19 protein-coding genes are annotated in these 19,733 nt (G+C 65.1%); 6 read left to right on the top strand and 13 right to left on the bottom strand.

Annotated features, from left to right (window positions below; translation table 11 throughout):
• Positions 1-36: 36 nt before the first annotated feature.
• Genes GUY37_RS11835 through GUY37_RS11845 form a run of 3 tightly spaced genes read right to left on the bottom strand, consistent with a single transcriptional unit; the run spans position 37 to position 1,932 of the window.
• Positions 37-378 carry a cytosine permease gene (locus tag GUY37_RS11835; protein ID WP_166825883.1) on the bottom strand — a complete coding sequence of 114 codons (342 nt, stop codon included), beginning with the start codon at positions 376-378 and terminating at the stop codon, positions 37-39.
• A complete protein-coding gene (locus GUY37_RS11840; RefSeq protein ID WP_166825886.1) occupies positions 363-572 on the bottom strand; it encodes a hypothetical protein in 210 nt (69 codons plus the stop codon). The genes GUY37_RS11835 and GUY37_RS11840 overlap by 16 nt, the downstream gene beginning before the upstream one ends.
• Positions 573-582: 10 nt before the next feature.
• Positions 583-1,932 (bottom strand): MFS transporter, encoded by a 1,350-nt coding sequence (locus GUY37_RS11845; RefSeq protein WP_166825889.1) that lies wholly within the window; start codon positions 1,930-1,932, stop codon positions 583-585.
• A gap of 177 nt (positions 1,933-2,109) precedes the next feature.
• Here GUY37_RS11845 and GUY37_RS11850 point away from each other — a divergent pair, with 177 nt between their 5' ends.
• Entirely contained in the window at positions 2,110-3,042 is a 933-nt protein-coding gene (locus GUY37_RS11850; protein ID WP_166825892.1) for a LysR family transcriptional regulator, read from the top strand.
• A gap of 2 nt (positions 3,043-3,044) precedes the next feature.
• Here the strand turns inward: GUY37_RS11850 and GUY37_RS11855 are convergent, their stop codons facing one another.
• Positions 3,045-4,055, bottom strand: coding sequence for a formylglycine-generating enzyme family protein (locus GUY37_RS11855; protein WP_166825895.1), 1,011 nt, complete (start codon positions 4,053-4,055; stop codon positions 3,045-3,047).
• A gap of 102 nt (positions 4,056-4,157) precedes the next feature.
• Positions 4,158-4,301: a GPGG-motif small membrane protein gene (locus GUY37_RS19225; RefSeq protein WP_162835620.1), complete on the bottom strand. Its 144-nt coding sequence runs from the start codon at positions 4,299-4,301 to the stop codon at positions 4,158-4,160.
• Between the two features lie 262 nt (positions 4,302-4,563).
• On the opposite strand from GUY37_RS19225, the gene GUY37_RS11865 reads away from it, so the two are divergent.
• Positions 4,564-5,307, top strand: coding sequence for a CDP-alcohol phosphatidyltransferase family protein (locus GUY37_RS11865; protein WP_166825901.1), 744 nt, complete (start codon positions 4,564-4,566; stop codon positions 5,305-5,307).
• A 28-nt stretch (positions 5,308-5,335) separates the two neighbouring features.
• The gene (gene ribA, locus GUY37_RS11870; protein ID WP_166825904.1) at positions 5,336-6,685 is read left to right on the top strand and encodes a GTP cyclohydrolase II RibA; all 1,350 of its coding nucleotides are present in this window, start codon (positions 5,336-5,338) and stop codon (positions 6,683-6,685) included.
• Here ribA and GUY37_RS11875 read toward each other — a convergent pair.
• The 5 genes from GUY37_RS11875 to GUY37_RS11895 all read right to left on the bottom strand — a co-directional run bounded on the left by GUY37_RS11875 (position 6,639) and on the right by GUY37_RS11895 (position 11,005).
• Positions 6,639-7,508, bottom strand: coding sequence for a lysylphosphatidylglycerol synthase transmembrane domain-containing protein (locus GUY37_RS11875; protein WP_166825907.1), 870 nt, complete (start codon positions 7,506-7,508; stop codon positions 6,639-6,641). The genes ribA and GUY37_RS11875 overlap by 47 nt on opposite strands.
• Positions 7,505-8,410: a class I SAM-dependent methyltransferase gene (locus GUY37_RS11880; RefSeq protein WP_166825909.1), complete on the bottom strand. Its 906-nt coding sequence runs from the start codon at positions 8,408-8,410 to the stop codon at positions 7,505-7,507. Before GUY37_RS11880 ends, GUY37_RS11875 begins: the two co-directional genes overlap by 4 nt.
• Positions 8,407-9,519, bottom strand: coding sequence for a glycosyltransferase family 4 protein (locus GUY37_RS11885; RefSeq protein WP_166825912.1), 1,113 nt, complete (start codon positions 9,517-9,519; stop codon positions 8,407-8,409). Before GUY37_RS11885 ends, GUY37_RS11880 begins: the two co-directional genes overlap by 4 nt.
• Positions 9,516-9,899, bottom strand: coding sequence for a 6-pyruvoyl trahydropterin synthase family protein (locus GUY37_RS11890; RefSeq protein WP_166825915.1), 384 nt, complete (start codon positions 9,897-9,899; stop codon positions 9,516-9,518). The genes GUY37_RS11885 and GUY37_RS11890 overlap by 4 nt, the downstream gene beginning before the upstream one ends.
• Positions 9,900-9,985: 86 nt before the next feature.
• Entirely contained in the window at positions 9,986-11,005 is a 1,020-nt protein-coding gene (locus GUY37_RS11895) for a zinc-dependent alcohol dehydrogenase (protein ID WP_166825918.1), read from the bottom strand.
• A gap of 99 nt (positions 11,006-11,104) precedes the next feature.
• On the opposite strand from GUY37_RS11895, the gene GUY37_RS11900 reads away from it, so the two are divergent.
• On the top strand, positions 11,105-11,893 hold the full coding sequence (locus GUY37_RS11900; protein WP_166825921.1) for a fructosamine kinase family protein: 789 nt from the start codon (positions 11,105-11,107) through the stop codon (positions 11,891-11,893).
• Positions 11,894-11,895: 2 nt separating this feature from the next.
• Here GUY37_RS11900 and GUY37_RS11905 read toward each other — a convergent pair whose 3' ends face one another.
• Positions 11,896-12,696 (bottom strand): DUF4352 domain-containing protein, encoded by an 801-nt coding sequence (locus GUY37_RS11905; RefSeq protein ID WP_166825924.1) that lies wholly within the window; start codon positions 12,694-12,696, stop codon positions 11,896-11,898.
• Positions 12,697-12,856: 160 nt separating this feature from the next.
• On the opposite strand from GUY37_RS11905, the gene GUY37_RS11910 reads away from it, so the two are divergent.
• Together GUY37_RS11910 and GUY37_RS11915 are read left to right on the top strand one after the other, a co-directional pair.
• Positions 12,857-14,278: a sensor histidine kinase gene (locus GUY37_RS11910; protein ID WP_228278162.1), complete on the top strand. Its 1,422-nt coding sequence runs from the start codon at positions 12,857-12,859 to the stop codon at positions 14,276-14,278.
• 97 nt (positions 14,279-14,375) lie between these two features.
• Positions 14,376-15,041 carry a response regulator gene (locus tag GUY37_RS11915; protein WP_166825926.1) on the top strand — a complete coding sequence of 222 codons (666 nt, stop codon included), beginning with the start codon at positions 14,376-14,378 and terminating at the stop codon, positions 15,039-15,041.
• A 29-nt stretch (positions 15,042-15,070) separates the two neighbouring features.
• Here the strand turns inward: GUY37_RS11915 and GUY37_RS11920 are convergent, their stop codons facing one another.
• Positions 15,071-16,435 (bottom strand): MFS transporter, encoded by a 1,365-nt coding sequence (locus GUY37_RS11920; RefSeq protein WP_166825929.1) that lies wholly within the window; start codon positions 16,433-16,435, stop codon positions 15,071-15,073.
• Between the two features lie 110 nt (positions 16,436-16,545).
• The gene (locus GUY37_RS11925; protein WP_166825944.1) at positions 16,546-19,653 is read right to left on the bottom strand and encodes a cytochrome P450; all 3,108 of its coding nucleotides are present in this window, start codon (positions 19,651-19,653) and stop codon (positions 16,546-16,548) included.
• Between the last annotated feature and the right edge of the window lie 80 nt (positions 19,654-19,733).

Raw genomic sequence — 19,733 nt, forward strand, 5'->3', positions numbered from 1 at the left:
TGGTCAGTTCCCGGTCCGGAACCGAGAACACCCCGTTCAGCTTCCGCGGATCCCGTCCGCCAGGTGCGCGTGTTCTGTTCCCGCGAACTTGGCTCGGCTGCCCCAGGACAACGCGAGGTAGAGGACGAAGGAGATGGCGAAGGACGGGATCGTCGCTCCGATCGGGCTCGGATAGGCGTAGGTGAGCACATAGGAGGCCAGTGCGCCGAGGACCCACACGCCGACGGCCACCCAATTGATTCCGCGAGTGTAGGAGTAGATGCCGCCGGAGTCCTTGAGGATGTCGAGTGAGTAGGCGCGGCGTTTGATGATGTAGTAGTCGACGATGAGGATGGCGAAGACGGGGACGAAGAGGGCTCCGATCAGGCTCCCGTCCACAGTTCGACACGGAAGTCTTCGTCCCGGTCGTGTGCGGCGCGAGCGCGTGCGGCCACTGCCCCCGGCACTGCCTTCGGGTACCCCGAACCAGTGAAACCGCTCATGGCCACGCGTTGGCCATTGTCGATGTGGCGGGCCGCTTCCGCAGCGGTGGCGGTCTTCGTGCTCAGTTCGGGACAGGTGATTCTCGACATGACTTGCAGTCTATCGGGCGGCCGTGCGCTCGGCCGAGGCGGTCCCTCTGCCGCGGATCGAAGTGTCGTCTCCGTCGTCGAACCGCCCTGCCTCGACGACGCCGAGAGCAGCCTCGGGCTCGCTGTTCGTCACCGCACGCTCGGTCTTCGACTGCCGAATCACCGTCTGGGACAGACTGGGCACAGGAATCGTGACGATCGTCGCCAGCAGCAGTGCCAAGGTGAAGATCATCGTGCCGATGACCAACGGCATGCCCAGCGCCAGCACCCCGACGATGACAGCGGGCGCACCGGCCCCGGCGTAGAAGGCGAGATAGAGTGCCGCGGATATGCCGGCACGATTCTTCGGAGGAGTGAGAACGTCGATCTCCCGATTGGCTCCCCAGTAACTCAGCCCGTGCCCGACGCCCGTGGCCACGGCCGCGAACACCATGATGACCTTCACCGCCGAGGGGCTGATCTCCGGGAGATTCGATCCCAGCAGGAGCGCCGCACCGAGCCCCATGAGCGTCAGCCCCAGGGTCTGTGCCGCCCGGGGGCGGAGCGTCGGCGCCACCAGCTGGCTCGCAGCCGAGACGACCAGGACCGAGCCGACGATGATGCCGGAGGTCAGTGTTCCCGAGTTCGGAATGATCGACTGCGCCATCGACGGCAGCAGAGCGAGGAAGAGCCCGAGCGCCGTCCAGCCGATGAAACCGGTCAGCGCGGCGATGTTGAAGCTCGTGCGCATTGCGCCCGGCACGGATGACCATGTCGGCCTCCACCGCTGCCGAGTGATCGGCCGCTGCAGCGGCATCATCGCAATGAGGACCATGACGATGACGATCAGGACCATCATGACGAGGAAAGGCAGAACGAGCGGCGACGTCGACAACGATGAGACGACTCCCGCGAGTATCGGACCGAGCCCCGACCCCAAGACGAATGAGATCGTCGCCAGCGTCGACCCCAACCGGACCCTCCGCGCCGGTGAGGCCTCGACCATCAGGGCGATACCGGCACCTGTGCCCAGCCCGAGTCCGATGCCGACCAGCGCCCTGCCGGTGAACAGTCCTGCGGATCCCGCAGTCTCGAGCCCGAAGATCGCGGTGCCGAAACCGACCAGCCCGATCGCGGCCAGCAGCACCGGCTTGCGCCCGAAGGTGTCTGCCGCAGATCCGAACAGCAAAAGCGACGGCAGACAGCTGAACACGTAGGTCGCGTAGAGCGCAGTCATCATGGACTCGGACATTCCGTGGGCCTCTTGCAGCAGCGGATACAGAGGGCTGGCCATGTTCGCGGCGGCCGAGAGGACGAGCAGGACCAGCGCACCGAACCACAGCTGTCGCCTCGTCCCTCTGATATGTGCGTTCTCAGCCAAACGGAACCTCCATCTCTTCACATCATCGCCTGCGTTGTCGGGGACCACGAGCGGGACCCCGAGTCTGCTCTGCGGGCCCTGGAGACCATTCGCCGAGCCCTGTCGGTTCCATGATGAAACCAAGAGAGTATTGTTGTCTATCGTAAGAAATTCCACGTAACCATTCGATAGGACCGCATGATCGACAGTCGGCTCACCATGTTGAGCATGATCCAACGACACGGCACGGTCACTGCCGCGGCGCATTCGCTGCGCTACTCGCCGTCGACGGTGTCTCATCAGGTCAAACAGCTCGCCGCGGAGCTCGGAGTGACCCTGCTCGAACAGCACGGACGCAACGTCAGGCTCACCCCGGCAGCCGAGGCCCTGCTGCGTCATGTCGATGTCATGTCGGCGGAATGGGAGAAGGCGCTGGCCGATCTCGGTCGGTTCTCCGAGACGGTGTCCGGCTCGTTGGGTCTGTGTGGCTTCTCCACTGCCGCCAGCCTGCTCCTGCCGCCGACGATGCGGGCTCTCAATGAGCAGTTCCCGCATATGCAGACGCAGACGATCGAGGCCGAACCCAGTGAATGCTTCGACTACCTGCTCTCCGGAGATGCCGATGTCGGCATCGTCGTCGCAGCACCTGACATTCCCGCCGGCGGCGACGATCGATTCAGCCACCACTTCCTCATCGACGATCCGCTCGACCTCATGGTTCCTCTCGATCACCAGTTGGCAGACCGCGCATCGGTCACGATCGCCGACACCGTCGATGAGACGTGGATTCTGGGCAGGCCCGGCACCGGCTACCACCAGCTCGTCATGGCCAGCTGTGCGGCGGCCGGATTCGCGCCCCGCATCGGGCATTTCGCCGATGACTGGAACACGGGAACCGCGCTCGTCCACGGCGGCTTCGGAGTGTGTGTGGCCTCGAGGATGTCGCGGTCGCAGGATCTCCACCCGGTGCGCCGAATCCCGATCAGCGGCGACAATGCCCCGTCACGACACATCACGGCCGTGACTCGGACCGGAGCAGGTGCCCGTGAGACAGTGGCTTTCGCTCTCGAGACGCTGTCGATCGAGACGAAGCATCTGATGGGCCGCCTCGAGGCGGAACTCAGGGACTGACCTCAGAGCGCTTCTCGGACGACTCGGAAGCCGATGTTCGAGGCCGAGGAATCCGGTGTGTTCGAGGAGCGGGCGGCCACTCGATAGCGATTGCAGTAGGAGTCGTGGCACAGGAAGGATCCACCGCGCATGACCCGCTTGTCTCCGTTGTCCGGGCCGCGCGGATCGGACTGCGGGGAATGCTGGTAGTAGTCGCGGGCAAACCAGTCGGCGCACCATTCCCACACATTGCCGACGGTGTTGAACAGGCCCAGACTGTTGGGGGCGAAGTGTCGGGCCGGTCCGGTGCCGACGAACCCGTCGTCGAGAGTGTTCGTGCGCGGGAATTCGCCCTGCCAGATATTGCAGTTCCACTCCCCGTCGATCAGCAGCCGGTTGCCCCACGGATAGCGACGGCCCTTGAGGCCACCGCGGGAGGCGAACTCCCACTCGGCCTCGCTCGCCAGCCGAGTGCCGGACCACACGCAATAGGCGCGGGCATCGTCCCAGCTGATGTGGACGACGGGATGGTCTCTCCGGTCGTCGATGGTGGATCCGGGGCCTTCGGGTGCTGCCCAGTTCGCGCCGGAGACTTCGACCCACCAGGGCACGCCCGGGGCCTGCCCGAGCACATGAGCTCGCGCTCCCGGATTGGTCTCCAAGAGCATGGCGAACACCGCCGAGGTGCCCAGGCGTTCCGCCGTCGTAACGAAACCGGTGTCAGCGACGAACCGGGCGAAATCGTCGTTCGTCACGCTCGTCGTCGCGATCTCGAATTCGGTGAGGTCGACCCGGTGACGTGGTCCCTCGCCATCGGCAGGATGCCCGTCACCGAAGGGATCACCCATATCGAAGCTGCCGCCGACGGAGACGAAGTCGAAGCTGAACTCAGGGTTCGACTCGGAACTCACGGCAGGACCAGCCGCAAGGTTCGTTGGATGACTGTCCCCCGCCTCGGCGCGGATGGTCGCGGGAGCGCAGCACGAGTGGCCATTCTGCGCCCCGGCGGCGCTGTGATCTCCGCTCTTCGTCACGTGTGGGTGCCCCTTTCGTACCGGGTCCGACTCTGTGCGGTGCGGACTCTGGGATCACCCTATGACGTCGGCCGATGCCGGGGACAGTCCGGGTCCTGTCGGTCAGGTGAAGAGGCTGACTCCGCCGGGGCCGACGAGGCAGCCGACGACGATGAGGACGATGCCCCACAGCAGCTGTTTGCGGAAGATCGCGAAGATGCCGGAGATGACGAGGATCGCCGCGATGATCCAGAGAATGAAAGCCATGATTGCTCCTTGACTTGAGGGAGCCTCGGTCGAGGTGGGTTCATCCTTGCACAGAAGAACGGACGAAGTACGGCCTTCTTCGCCAACACGCCGGTTCGTTCGCGATCGTGACCGGGCCATGACTCTCACGGTGACTCCCGCCCCACCGATACCCTCCTTTCTGCCTATCCCAGCCGACATCGTCTAGGGTGAAAGCTGAGGGACCGTCACGTCGATCACACCGGCAGGCACGCCTGCCGACACTTGAGGAAGAGAGCTTGTTGTGACCCAGCCACGGACCGCCGCCGCTGCCAGCGCAGGCACCGGCTCCGGAGGTACCGGAATCGGGACCGGCCCGCTGAACGGTGCCGTACGCAGCGGGATCGTGGCAGCGTCTCTTTTGGCCGCCTCGGCGATCGTCTCCGTGCTTCTCAACCCTGCCCTGGTGACGGTACTCGCCGTGGTCGCAGTCGCGGCAATCGGTGTCGTTCCGCGCCTGCGTCGGGGTCGGCCGTGGACGCCGGCCGATACGGTCACAGCTTGCCGACTGGGTCTGATCGTCGTCTGCACCTGCCTGATCATCCACTCACAGCCCGGTCTGGACTGGTCCGCCGTGATCATCGGTTCACTCGCTCTCGTCCTCGACGGGCTCGACGGATTCGTTGCCCGCCGTACCCAGGTCACCGAGGCGGGAGCCGGATTCGACGAAACGGTCGATGCCCTGTTCATCCTCATTCTCGCGCTCGCCCTCGTCTCGATGTGGGGGTGGTGGACGGCATTGCCGGGCCTGTACTACTACGCCTTCCGCTTCATCACAGGGTTCCGTCCCCGGTGGCAGCAGAGGTTGCCGTTTTCGCGGATGCGCAAGGTGGTGGCTGCGGCGCAGGGCATCCTTCTCATCACGGCCGCCTCTCCCCTGGCCCAAGCCCACGAATGGATGGGCTTCGGGGCGACCGGGCTGGCCCTGACCGCGCTCACCTGGTCGTTCGGCCGCGATATCGTCTGGCTCGAGCGACATGCACAGTGACCACCATCGGCCCTCCTATACTGCTGGCATGACTTCGACGCGTACCCCCACCGGCTCCGAACGCCTGGTGGCGGGCCCGGTGAGTTCGCTGCCCACGGAGCATGGGATGTTCGCCATCAGGTCGTTCACTCTCGACACAGTCACCCATGCGGTCATGATGATGGGCGACCCTGCCGGTTGTGACTCACCGCTGGTCCGGGTGCACAGCGAATGCCTCACCGGTGATGCTCTGGGTTCGCATCGGTGCGACTGCGGGGACCAGCTCGGTGCCGCGTTGGCCGCGATCGCCTCCGAGGGGCATGGAATGCTCGTCTATATGGCCGAGCATGAAGGCCGCGGAATCGGACTGGCCGCGAAGCTGCAGGCGTATGCGCTCCAGGACGAGGGCATGGACACTGTCAGCGCCAATCGTGCACTCGGTCTGCCCGACGACTCCCGTGACTACACTGCGGCGGCAGCGATTCTGCGTGAGCTCGGCTGCCCGCGCATTCGGCTGCTGACCTCGAATCCGAGCAAACAGCATGCTCTCGAGGAATTGGGCGTCGAGGTGGTTTCCCGTGTTCGGCTGCCAGTGGCCGACCGACCAGAGAACAGCGCCTATCTCACCAGCAAACGGCTGCGGATGAACCACGATGCCCCGCCTGAAACGGATACAGAGGAATCGAGTGCGCAGCTGCCCGGAGTCGACGCGGACATCTACGCAGCTCTGGCTGCGAACGAAGAGGTCGTCGCCCAACTCGCACAGAGTCAGGACGGGTTCATCGCGACTCGCACCGGCGATGCCTGCTTCGTCTCCGGATCCACGGATCGGACCCATCTGCACCGGATCCGAGCACACGTGGCCGCCGTCCTCGTCGGCGCCCAGACCGTCATCGCCGATGATCCGCAGCTGACCGTGCGTGCGGTGCCCGGCGCCGACCCGGTCCGCTTCGTCCTCGATCCGCACGCCCGTGTTCCGGTCACTTCGACGGTGCTGAGCACCGGCCCGACACCGACCGTGTGGATGATCGGCGCCGAGGCGACTCCCCGTGCGAATGTCGGTGACCACGTCCGTGTGGTCCGCCTTCCCCCAGCGGCGTCCCCACAGGACATCATCGCCGTCATCCGCGGCCAAGTGGCGGGGTCCATCCTCGTCGAGGGCGGCGGACGCACGGTCTCGTCATTTCTTGCCGCGGGTGCTCTCGACCGTCTGTTCCTCACCACCGCTCCGGTCTTCATCGGCGATGGGGTGCCGGGCATCCGCTTCCACGGGTCCGAGGTGATGGCGCAGGCTCTGCGGACACCGTTCCGTCGGTTCGAACTCGGAGAAGATATGTGCACCGAGTATCTGCTCAGTCGGGCTTCGGTTGCTCATTCGCAACCGAGTCCGAACATGTAGGAGCACGCTTCTGTCGAGTCCCCGCAGTCCATACTGTGACGATTCCGGGCAGGGTGGAGATCACCGCGAGCAGCCCGTAGCCGGTCGAGGCTGTCACCGCGGTTTCCATCGATACCGAGATTCCGGCTGCGATGAGGCTGACGCTGAGTTCGCGCACGCCCCAACCGCCGACGCCGATCGGGATGCTCATCGCGGCGAGTCCGACGACCGCGAGCACCGGCACGACGGGTCCCCCGAGTGCCGCCATGGCGATGAGGAAGAGCACGAAGAGGGCTGCCATGCCCAGGACCGAGGACAACCAGATGGCGAAGCTGCGCCGCCAGTCCATTCCGCGCATTCCGCACACGGAGATGGCCAGGGTCGTCACGGCGACGGCTGCGGCCATGAGTGCCAGTCGGCCGGAGACGTCGATGAGGCTGAGGGAGGCGGTGGCGAAGAGCAGCGTCGTCGTGCTCAGCCGTTCGGCGCCGACAGCAGCCACCGGTGACAGCCATTTCTTCGCCCCGGTGTGCCGGTAGACGGCGACTCGGGCCACATCGCCGCCGAGCCCGCCGGGCAGGACCATATTCAGCAGTGACGAGGAGTAGCAGTCGGCGAGCGCCCGTGACCAGGTGATGGAAGTGCCTCTGTGTGCGAGCAGCAGTGTCCAGCGCAGCGCCTGAGCGCCGGTCATGATGAATCCGCAGGCGAGTGCGGCCAGGACTGTCCAGACGTTGAGGACCTTCCATCCGTCCACGAGGGCTTGGGCGCCGACGACTCTTACCGTCAGCACCAGCAGCGCGACGGTGATGGCGAGCATGAGAGCCCTCTTCGTCCAGGTCACGACACCTCTGTCCCGGTCGGTGGGGTGGTCGCACGAACCGTTGGGGGCTCCCGACCGCGTGCACGGTCTGCAGCGTCGATGAGCACATCGAGGTGGTCGACCCTGACGCTCAGTCCCGAGTCCAGCTGCGCCTGCCGTTGTGACCACCAGTCGCGTGCGGCTGTGGCGAGCGCAGGGTCCTCGTCGAGGGCAGCGTCGAGACGTTCGGAGAGGAATCTGCTGAGGAAGGTCCGGTCGGCTGGAGCCGCGAGACGCCAGGGACTGGGGCCCTCGACTGCGGTGAGTCCGTGTCTGCGGGCCAGCCTCATGAGGCGTTCGGGTGCGTGGTGACCGAGCCTGCCGTCGCGGTGCTGGTGGGCGGTGAAAGCTGCATCGATGACTGCGTCGTACGGATGGACCGGGTCGAGTTCCCACCCGTCGACGATGCTGAGCAGGAACAGCCCGAGGCCGTCGTGGTCTTTGAGAGAGCGGATAACGGCGATGAGGTCTGTTTCGGTGAGGACGTCGAGGAGGGCACTGCAGGTGAGCAGAAGCTGAGATCCATGGAATTCCGATGCGGAGAGCAGCTCAGCACTGAGAGTCGGGAACGCGGCGATCGGGGCGCAGATCGTACGTGCGTGCGGAAGTGCCGTTGCCGCAAGGTCGAGGGAGGCTTGGTCGGAGTCGAGGAGGATCCAGTTGATCTCCCAGTCGGGCAGGCGAGTGCGCAGAGCGGTGTCGAACCACAGCGCCGAGTTTCCGGTGCCGGCCCCGATGTCGACAGCGAGCAGTGACTTCGTGTTCGACTCTGTTTCTGCGCTCAGACGGGCGACTGCATGATCGAACAGATGCAGCGACTCCCGGCGTGCCGCGTCATCGACGGGACGGCGCAGATCCAGCCAGTCGGATTCGGCCGCAGTCACGAGCTGCGCCTCTGCCTTCTTTCCGCCGGGCGGGGCGATCCGTGCGGTTCCGCCGCGGCCGGACGTGAGTGGTCGCCGGTGATTCGCACGACCGCGCCGGCGGTGCCGGCCCAGGAGCGAACGGCGTTGGGGCGATTCCGGCGGGCCGATTCGGCAAGTTCAGTGCGGAACTGGTCGTCGGTCAGCCAGCGGTGCAGTGCCTGCCTCCACGCTCCGACGGTCCGGGGTAGACCGAGTCCGGCGCCCAGGGGCTCTTCGGCTCCGGTTCCGGCGGTGACGAAGGCGGGGATTCCGGCGGCGGCCGCCTCGGCGACGACCATCCCGTAGGCTTCCGAGCGTGATGGCAGCAACAGCAGATCGGCGTTGCCGTACAAGGCGTCGATCTCGTCGGGGCCGAGTTCTCCGACGATATCGGCTCTGCCCGCGGGCAGGTCACGGCACGCCGACTGCAAGCGGCGGCCGTATTCTGCGTCCACGAGGGGGCCGGCGAAGGTGACCCGCCACGGCTGTTCCGCAGCCGCTTCATCCTGCGCCCGGACGTCGGATCGCGCCGATTCCGCCGTCATCAGCTCAGTCACGGCTTCGGCGATGAGCAGCTGTCCTTTGTTCTCCTCGATTGCGCCGATGCACACGACATGGCCTTCACCACCGCCTGAGCTCTGTGGACGTGCAGGGTTTCCGGGCACGACCGCCTCGGCGCGGATCCCGTATCGGGATTCCAGGCCTGCGGCGGTGAACCGGCTCGTGGTGATGACCGCGGGTGCGCCGCTGATGACCTGCCGTTCGCGGTCGCGACCGGCACTGTCGTCACCGTCTGCCAGACAATGGAAGAGCAGGATGAGCGGATCCTGCCCTCTGCGGTTCTCGTGCGCAGGATCGGTCATCAATTCGGGCAGAGCGGTGGCGATGAGCCCATCGAGGAGGACGGGGCCGGTCACTGCGGCCAGGAGATCGTGCACGGCTGCTGACTCGGCTGGTCCCGGCTCAGCCCAGAAACCGGGCACCGAGTGGAGCACGATCCGGGATCCGGCTGCCTCGGCGAGTGCCCTGTTGAACGCCGCTCCCCCACTGATGCGGCCGAGGTCGGGTTCGATGAGGTGAAGGCTCACGTCCGCTCCGGAACGGTGTAGGTGATCGCAGCGCGCGGATTCTCCCGCAGCTCGATGCTGATGCCGATCTCGGGCTGGTCGGCCAGCGACGCGGCCAGGCGCTGACCGATGTATTCGGCGACGGCTTCGGTCGTGCTCAGTCTCCCGGCGAAGTCCGGATGTTCGTCGAGGTTCGCATAGCGAAGCGGGGTCAGTGCGCCGTCGAGCAGGCTCATGGCTTCACCGATGTCGAGGACGACGGAATGCTCATCGAGACTCGGGCGGGTGAATGTGGCCGAAACTTCCAAGGTGGCGCCGTGCATACCTTGGGCGGGCCCGAAGAATTCGTCGGGCAGGCTGTGGGCGATCATCACATGGTCGTTGACTGTGAGTCCGAACATCGTCTTCTCCTCTTCGTCAGGGTACCGCTTCTGCGCTTCTGAGCCGGCTGTGTCTCCGTGTGCGGGATTGATCGGGTCAGTGCTGGTCAGCGTGTATGGGCGCTGGTGTAGTCGATGATGTGACAGAGAGTGGCCCGGGCGAGGTTGGTGCTGAAGCCGTCACGGTCGCTGCCGCCGCTGAGATCGTCCATGATCGTCGGCAGCTCAGTCCAGTCGGAGACACCGGTGATCAGGGAATCGAAGCGGTCATCTTTCAGGGCTGCCAGGGCCGCGCTCGTCCGTTGGGCGCGGGTGCGGCGCGTTCGGTGTCCGGCGGCGACCTCGCCGACCTGTGAGGCGATGATGCTCAGTCGGCGGGCGTGGAAGTCTGCGCCGAGCGGCACGCTGGGGCTGTCGGTGCCGTACCAGGATGCTTCGATCACAGTGCCGTCGTCGCCGGTGATTTCGAGTCCGCGGGCCAGTCCCGCCTGGCTCCCGGAGGTGTGGATGACGAGGTCGCAGTCGGAGGAGGCATCGTCCGGCGCGAATGCGGTGAGGCCGAGGTCGGTAAGCAGTGTGCGTCTGGGCGGGTCGGTTTCGACGATTTCGAGACGGTCGAGCGGCATTCTGGAGGCCAGCAGTGCGGTGGCCGTGCCGATCATGCCCGCGCCGATGACGGCGACGCGGTCGGCGAATCGCGGCGGCTGCTGCCAGAGGATGTTGAGACCGGTTTCGACGGCTCCGGCCAACAGCGCCCGATGATCGCTGATGTCCTCGGGAATGAGGTGGACATCCTCGGTGGTCACAATGTGGTGGGAATGGTGGGGCAGCAGGCCGAAGACGCGAGCACCGATCCAGTCCCGCGGTCCTTCGTCGACGATGCCGACGCCGAGGTAGCCGTACGACACCGGGAACGGGAAGTCTCCGAGTTGCTGAGGAGCCCGCATCAGGCTTTCGACGCGGGCCGGGATGCGCCCGGTGTGGACGAGTGATTCGGTGCCTTTCGACACCGCAGAGGCGGTGGTGGTGATCCGCAGCTCGCTCCCTGAGTCGGGGTTCGCATGCGGGGTGGGCACTTCACGCCAGCCCCCTTGCCGGGCGGCTTCGGTCCAGTACTGCCAAGCCATGTCTCGATAGTACAGGTGCCCCTGCGTTGCGGTGGGCCCCACGACGCACGTGCCCGTGATCAGGCTGATAGCCGGCGACCGGACCACTACCCTGGGGCCATGACTGATTTCCTCAAACTGCGGAAGTCCGCCCCGGACGGTTTCTTCGCCACTGAGGCCGCCGGGCTGAGATGGTTGGCCGAACCGGGGGTGATCCCTGTCGTCGACGTCATCGACCATGGTGCGGATTTTCTGCGGTTGCGCCGTCTCGGAGAATCCGGGCCCTCCGCCGATGCGGCCGCCGCCTTCGGTCGCGACCTCGCCCGGCTTCACGATGCGGGTGCTCCCGGTTTCGGTTGGTCACCGGCTCCGCAGTCGTTCTTCGGCCCCCTCGACAATCCCTTCGAGGTGCCGGCCGAGTCTGTCGACGACTTCACCGACTATTGGGTCGAGCAGCGCCTGCGCCCTTTGGTCACGGCGGTTGCCGGGGATCTCACGGGTGCGGATCGGGCGACGGTCGCCTCGGCGATCGATGCGATCGCTTCCGGAGCCTTCGCCGGGATCTGCAGCGAAGGCGAGGAAGCGTCGGCACGCGTCCACGGGGATCTGTGGGCGGGTAACCTCATGTGGACGCCGGACGGTGTCACTCTCATCGACCCGGCCGCGCACGGCGGTCACCGACTGGAGGACCTGGCCCTGCTTGCGCTCTTCGGCACCCCGTTTCTCGAGGAGGTCTTCTCCGGCTACGAACAGGCCCATCCGATGCCGGTCGGCTGGCAGGAGGACCTGCCGGCGCACAGCTTCTTCGCTCTGCTCGCTCATATCCGTCTGTTCGGTCGCGGGTTCCTCGGGCAGACGGTCCGTGCCGCCCGGTCGATCATCGCCCGGGCGGAACACCTGGACCGGTGAGGTCACTTCAAGGAGATCTCCACCGGGTCGGAGAACAGTCCGCCGGCGAAGGTCAGCTTGTTCGGGTCGACGTCTTCGGGCACATCGAAGACGAGGACGCCCTCGGCTGTGTTTCCGGGATTGATCTCTTCGAGGAAGAGGATGTTGTTCTCGGCCGCATAGATACCGGCCTCTGAGTCAGCTGAGTAGGTGTTGCCGGAATCATCACCGAGTTTGATGTCGTCTTCGAAGAAGAAGTTCGGATCCGATCCGGTGTTCTTCACCGACAGGTCGATCTGGACGAACTGTCCCTGTGCCTGGGCATTGAGGAATTCGTCGCCGACCTGTGAGACACCGTCTTCGACCTTTGCGACGGTGATCTCCCAGTCATCGGCAGCTACCGTATCTCCGATACCGTACGAAGCTTCCTCAGCAGGCTTGTCGGCGGCCTCCTTCTCCGCGGCCTCCCCCGACTGCTGGGCATCGGACGATCCGCCCGCCGAGGTGCTGGTGTCATCTCCCCCGCCTCCGATCGCGCTGGCGATGACGATGATGACGACGATGGCAAGCAGCCAGAACCACCAGCGCTTGAGCAGCGGCTTCTTCTGTTTCGGCGGCTTCTGGCCATAGGGCTGCTGCTGGTAGCCGCCGGGTCCGTAGGCCTGGGGGTTCTGTGCGGGTGCCCACTGCTGGGGGTCATAGTTCTGAGGCGCGGGCTGGTATTGGGTGTTGTGAGGGGCCTGGTGTTGCGAGGACCATTGCTGTTGGGGCTGTGGAGACTGCGGCTGCTGCGGGGTGTTCTGGGGATTCTGCGGGTGGGACATGACGCTCCTTCGAGGCTGGATCTGACTGACTGCTCCAGGTTCGTCCCATCCGCACCCCCGGCACGTCCGCAATCGGGCTCGACCCTGCCAGCCGAACGGTTGACCGCTTCCAGCCGGAGGGTGGACTACGCGTGTCAGGCCCCGCGGTTACGATTCTCTTGTGTCAGAACAATCCGTCCCTCGCCGAAGGATCCCGCGCGCCGTGCGCATCGCCGGCAGCATCCTCGTCGGCGTCATTCTCTACCTCATCGGGTTCATCACCTCGGCGATGGCGCTGACGGCGAACACCTGGGCCTTCTCCGACTGGGAGCTCAACGACACCGGGATAGTGGCCGTCCTGCTGCTGTTCCTCGCGTGGGGACTCGTCTTCCTCCGACACAGGTGGCCCTGGGTGCCCTTCGTCGTCGGCGGACTGCTCACAGCAGGATGGGGCGATGCGCTTATGCTCCTCATTGCGGTCTTCCACCTCGTCATCCGAGCACCCCGGCGACTCGCGATCACCGCCTCGGCGGTGGCCACCGGACTGATTGTGTTCTCCACGTTGAGGATGTGTCTGGCACCGGCTGAGCACAATCCCTTCAGCATCTTCTTCCTGCCCGACCCGGCACAGGTCACGGGCCTCGAGGCGACCATCCCGCCGGAGGATTCGCACTTGGCGATCCGAATCATCACGATCGCGGCCGCCGTCATCGGATTGTGCACGGCTCTGGGAGTCGGTGCGCTTCTGCGTCGCACGCAGCGAATGAGAGCGTTCGAATCCATCGCCGAACGTGAAGCGCTGCGCAATGAGTCGCTCACGGCTGAGATCGCCCGGCAGTCCGAACGAGAGCTCTTGGCGCGCGAGCTCCACGACACTCTCTCCCACCGACTGTCGGTGATCTCGCTGCATACCGGCGCCCTGGAGGTCGGGGCACGGACAGACCCCGAGGTCGCTGCGACGGCGTCTGCTCTGCGCGAGGAGGCCCGCGCGTCCTTGGAAGATCTGCGTCATCTGGTGGGTGGTGTGAGGAACGGCGATCTGGCTGATCGGCGGCCAGACCAGGGGACCTCGGCACCGCCGAGTCGAGCGACGATGTCAGCGATTCCCGAGCTGATCTCCTCTGTGGAGTCCACCGGTACGGTCGTCCGTCTTCTCGTCGTCATCCAGGACGTGGACTCCTGCCCGCCCGCGCTCGACCGGGCGGTCTATCGCATTGTTCAGGAGGCTCTGACGAACGCGATGAAACATGCACCGAATCTGCCGGTGACGGTGGACGTCGCGGTCTCGGCGGCCCGCGGAATCCAGATCTCGGTGTGCAATCCGCTCCCCCGCGGATCGGGCCCGCTCGATGTTCCGCCACGCCCACGATATGCACCGGATTCGGTGCGCGAACTCGGCGCCCACACGCCCGCTCACGGATGGGGACCCGCCGGGAGCACGCTCGGCCCGCACGAAACTCACTTGGCGTCGACCGGGTCGGGAGCCGGGCTGGTCGGCATCCGCGAGCGCACCGAGATGTTCGGCGGAGAGGCGTCGATCGGAGTGTTCGGCGAGGAGTTCCAGGTGCAGGTGAGATTTCGACCTTTCTCTCCCCAGAACTGAGGCGCATCCTTAAGGACCGGCCGCCCACCTCTGAACGATCGTTGTGAGACGGGGACTCCTTCGAACTGTGTCATGGGCCTCGGGTAATGTGACACACATGAACCAATCCGCCCCGATCCGCGTCATGGTCGTCGACGACGATCCGATGGTCATCACCGGAATCCGGGGAATCCTCCAGGCGGCCGATGGCATCGACGTCGTCGGCTCTGCGACCAGCGGTGAGGACGCTGTTGAAGCAGCGGCTCTGCACTACCCCGACGTCGTCCTCATGGACATCAGAATGCCCGGAATCGGTGGGATCGAAGCCACGCAGCGCCTGCTCAACAGCGTGCGGCCGCCGAAAGTGGTGTCCCTGACGAGCATGAGCGGCGACGATCACCTCTTCAGGGCACTTGAGGCGGGAGCCGCCGGATACCTGCTCAAGGACATCGGCCCGGTGGATCTCGCCGTCGCGGTCCGCAAGGTCCACGCCGGGGAACCCATTCTCGCCCCGCAGTCCATGCGGCAGGTCATCGCCAAGGTCACGTCGAACACCGATCAGCGTCTGCAGCGAGAGGCAGTGGCGCTGCTGGCCGGACTGACCGACCGCGAGCGGCAGATCGCAGAACTCGTGGCCGAAGGACTGTCGAATCAGGAGATCGCAGAGGAGACGTTCATGAGCCTGGCTACGGTCAAGACTCACCTCAACCGGATCAACGTCAAACTGGACACGAACAATCGCGTGCGCATCGCCACGATGGTCGTCAGGGCTAAGCAGAACTGAAGCCTTCCGGCTGGCCCCGCCCTGCCCACTCAGCGTTTCGCTATTCGCCACATCCCGGAGCTCTGCTCGGCTTCGTTCGCCACCGACAGGTCGATGCCTTTCCTGTCGCGGACCAACGACACCGCCAGCAGCGAGATCCCGGCCATGACCAGCAGATACAGCGACACCGAGGCTGTGGTTCCAGTCGTCTGCAGCAGCCCCTGGGCGATTGTCGGGGCAAACGCTCCGCCGAGGACGGCGCCCAAAGCGTAGGAGATGGCGACTCCGCTGAACCTGATCGAGGCAGGGAAGAGTTCGACGTAGAGGGCGGCCTGCGGACCGTACGAGATTCCCAGCCCGATCGAGAAGATTCCCAATGCCAGATACAGCAGGCCGAGGTTGCCGGTGTCGATGAGCCAGAACAGTGGGAAGGCCGTGACGATGAGGATGATGAACCCGATGACGTAGGTCTTCACCCGTCCGATGTGATCGGCCAGCACCCCCGAAGCCGCAGTGGAGACCAGCCAGACGAATGATCCGAATGTGATGGCCAGAAGCACATCCGTCTGGTCGAAGCCGACGGGGTCGGTCGCATACTTCGTGACGAAGCCGCCGGTGGTCATGTACCCGCTGGCATTGTTGCCGGCGAAGATCAGAGCGGCGACGAGGACCAGGGGCAGGTGCTTCTTGAGGAGCACGAGGATCGGAGCCTTGCGTTTGGCTGTCTCGGCGTTCATCTCCTGGAACACCGGGGTGTCTTCCACAGCACGACGCACCCAGTAGCCGACACCGATGAGCACAACGGACAGCAGGAACGGGATTCGCCAACCCCATTCCATAAAGGCCTCACCCGGAGAAATCACACCGGTCATCAGCGCGATCACGCCGGAGGACAGCAGCATTCCCAGCGGAACGCCGAGCTGAGGGTATGAACCAGCGCGGCCGCGTTTGTCATCGTCGGCATGTTCGACGGCGAGAAGCGCGGCGCCTCCCCACTCTCCGCCTGCCGACAGCCCTTGGACGATGCGCAAGAGGATGAGCAGAATCGGTGCAGTGACGCCGATGGTCTCGTATGTGGGGATGAGTCCGATGAGCGCGGTCGCCACACCCATTGTGACGAGGGTGACGACGAGGATGGCTCGACGCCCGAACCGGTCACCGAAATGTCCGGACAGGAATGCGCCCAGAGGTCGGAAGAGGAACGAGATGCCGATGGTGGCGAATGCCAGCATCTGGCCGATGCCCTCCCCTGCCGGCGCGAAGTAGAGATGTGCGAAGACGAGTGCCGCCGCTGTCGAGTAGGTGAAGTAGTCGTACCATTCGATGGTGGTGCCGATGACGGCGGCGAAGGCGACTCTGCGCTGGTTCGTCTTCTGCGTCGGCGCAGGTGTCGCTGAGGTGGGTGTCTGTGTCATGTGAACGTCCTTGTCCAGTTCTGGTCGGTCTTCGTCGTCCGATTTGAAGAGATTGATGAGATGGCCTCCGACCGCGCCCGGATGGATCACCCGAGCACGGTCGACCGCCGTCAGACGGCAGCGAATGTGGTGCCGATTGTGGTGAGTACTCCTTCGGCCCACTCACATGCCGCTTCGGATGCCGGCACGGCTCCGCCTGCATCATGGCGGCCGTATTCGCCTTCCCGTACCGCGCCGCGCGCTTCGAGAGCTTCGGTGAGAAGCTCGCTTCCACGGGAGTAGGTCCGTGTGTAGCTGGCATCGCCCAGGCCGAACACGGCGAAGCGGATTCCCTGGAGATCGACGTCCCGAGTCTTCAGCGTCCGGAAGAAGTCGGTGGCCGATCTCGGCACGTCCCCGTCGCCGTAGGTCGAGCAGACGATGAGGTGGAACCGTTCCGGGTCGAGGTCGCCCGGAGAGACCTCTGCGAGGTCTCTGATCTCCAGATCGTCGCGGTCGCCGAGGAAGGTGCCGATCTCTTCGGCGACGAGTTCGGCATTGCCCGATTCCGTTCCGAACAGGATCGAGACCGGCAGGCCGGGGGCCAGTCGTTCCGACGAATTCGCCGAGGAGGTCTGCAGCGATACGTCCAGGCTGAGGTCGCCGGCCGCTGCCATGAGTTCGGCTCGCGACGTGATCTTGGACCGGCAGCGTCCGGGCCCGGCGCCGAGGCGCTCTTTGAGATCGATGCGCCGCCATGAAGCGAAATCAGTGGCCTCGGCGTGCGGGGTCAGTCCGGGGGCACCGGTCGTCATCGATCCGACGTTCAACTCCGACGCGATCTGTGCGGCCAGGCTTCGCGCATCGGCGCGCTGGTCGGGGATGGACCCGCGTCCGTTGCCTTTGAGCCAGCCGATGGCGAAGAGTCCTTCGCTGATCTTTCCGTCGCCGGGAATCGGTGAGACGGGGCAGATGCCCTGTCGGGCGCTCGTCATCGGGTCGCGGACGAAACCGATCGCGGTGATGACCGAGTCGACCTCGAGACGGAGGCTGTGTTCGTCGGCGCGCCGCAGCTCGATTCCGGATACGGCACCGTCGCCGGTGAGCGCCTCGGGAGTGGTCTCGAACCACCAATGGACGTGGATCGCATCGTGTGCGGCCTGCGTTTGCGTGGGGTGGGTGAGTTCGGCGAGGGCGTCGAGCTTTGCGTCCTTTCCGGGGACGCGAGTCGAGAGGTCGACGCCATGGAGTTCGTGCACAAGGCCCGTCACTCGTCCGACTTCGCGGATCATGACTGGATCGAACTTCGCCGTGCCCGCAGCTGAGCGGCCGATGATGTCGATCCGAGAGATGTCTCGTCGCAGTGACGTGTAGGCGCTGTCATCGATGTCGCTGCCGTCGAGCGACTGGGCGTCGCAGGTCAGGAGACGGAGCACATCGATGGCGACGTTTCCCTGACCGATCACGGCCACTCGTGAACCGAGGTCGGGGGTGCGGGTGTGGCCGTCATCGTCTCGTTCGTCGGGATGGCCGTTGAGCAGTCGGGTGATTCTGCCGGCCGAATAGACCTGTTCGAGGTCGGCGCCGGGGATGGCGAGGGGGCGGTCGTGGGACAGACCGCTTGCGAGGACCACGGAGTCGTATCCGGACTTGATTTCGTCCATGGTCACGTCAACGCCGAGTTCGGTGTTGCCGATGAATCTCGCACGGGGATCGGCGAAGAGACGGTCGAACTGGGCGGAGACGGACTTCGTTCCCTGATGATCGGCCGCCACTCCGTAGCGCAGCAGACCATACGGGACGGGGAGCCTGTCGAAGACGTCGACTCGACTGCCCGGCACCTGGCGGAGGAGCTCTTTCGCAGAGAAGCAGCCGGACGGACCGGCGCCGACGACGGCGATCCTCGGGCCAGCGACGTCAGGCTCGGCCGCACCGTCGCGAGTGCCGGAATCGGTTCGGTCATCACTCTTGGTCCGAGAGATGCCATAGTTCGGAGCATCGTCTGCCGAGTCCCAGGTGACCGGAAGGCTGAGCATTCCGCGGAAGACCCAGCCGCCGATCCGAGTCTCTCGGGTTCGGTCGATGTCGAGTCCCTTGAGGGAGTTGAAGAGCAGGGGAAGCGCCACCTCGGCGATCTCCGCTCGTGCCGCCCAATTGCCCAGACACACGTGCACACCTTTGCTGAATGCCAGGTGCGGTTTGACTTCACGGTGGATGTCGAAGCGATGTGCATCGTCCCACACGGCTTCGTCACGGTTGGCCGAGAGCACACAGATGCCCAGCTTCGCTCCTGCGGGAAGCAGCTTGCCCGCGAGTTCTGTCTCGCACGTGGTCTGGCGGGAGTACATGCCGATGGGCGCAATCCATCGGATGGTCTCTTCGAACACTGTCGGCCACAGTGCAGGATCGGCGATCGCGGCGGCCCGCTGTTCGGGGTTCTCGAACATGGCCAGGGCTGCCACACCGAGGGCGTCGCGCGGTTCGTTGAGGCCCCCGCCGATCGTCATCTTGATATTGGCCCGGATCTGCTCGATGGGCATCTGGTCACCGGGCATGGACAGCAGCCCTGAGATCAGCGAGTCATCTCTGTGGGTCAGGTGGTATTCGAGCATCTCGTCGAGCGCGGCATCGACTTCGTCGAAGGACTTCTTGCCCTTCGCCCAGACGTCAGGATCGTCGGCGTAGTTGCCGGTGGCGTCGATCATCGTCTGCGACCAGCGCTGCAGATCCGTCTGGTCGGCGTTGTAGAGGCCGAGCATGCGGCGCAAAGTCTCACTCGCATACGGGGCGGCGAAGTCCCAGATGAGATCGGCGCCGGGGCCTTTGCCGATGAGGTCAGCCAGGAGGTCCTCGGCGACCTCACGGTACATCTTCGACCAGACTCGTTTGACGTACCCCGGTTTGAGAACCGGCTGCCAGGTTCGTCGCTGTTCGTAGTGCATGGGATCGTCGCGGCGCAGCATCGAGTGCCCCATGGCTCGGATCTGCAGCGATCCTTCTTCGTCTGCGGAGAAGATCTCCTGGTCGTGCTCGGTGGCGCTGACGGCTTCGTAGCTGGTGATGAGGTAGCGGTTGACTGCGGGAACCCAGTGCACTCCGCCTTCGGCCCGAAGACGTTCGTAGATCGGGAACGGGTCATCGTAGAGCTCGGGGATGGTCACCCAGTCGGCGACCGGGACCGCTGAAGCTGTGCGGGATGCCCCTGCGGTTCGATTGGGGGCATGCAATTGAGAAGTCATCGCCGTCTCCTCTTCGTTGAGTGTCTCTGTGAGGCTGTTCACATCAGTATGTGCACTACGCTTAGAAAAGGAAAAGCGGA

Origin of the sequence: Brevibacterium limosum (assembly GCF_011617705.1) — a bacterium.
GTDB classification, from domain to species: domain Bacteria; phylum Actinomycetota; class Actinomycetes; order Actinomycetales; family Brevibacteriaceae; genus Brevibacterium; species Brevibacterium limosum.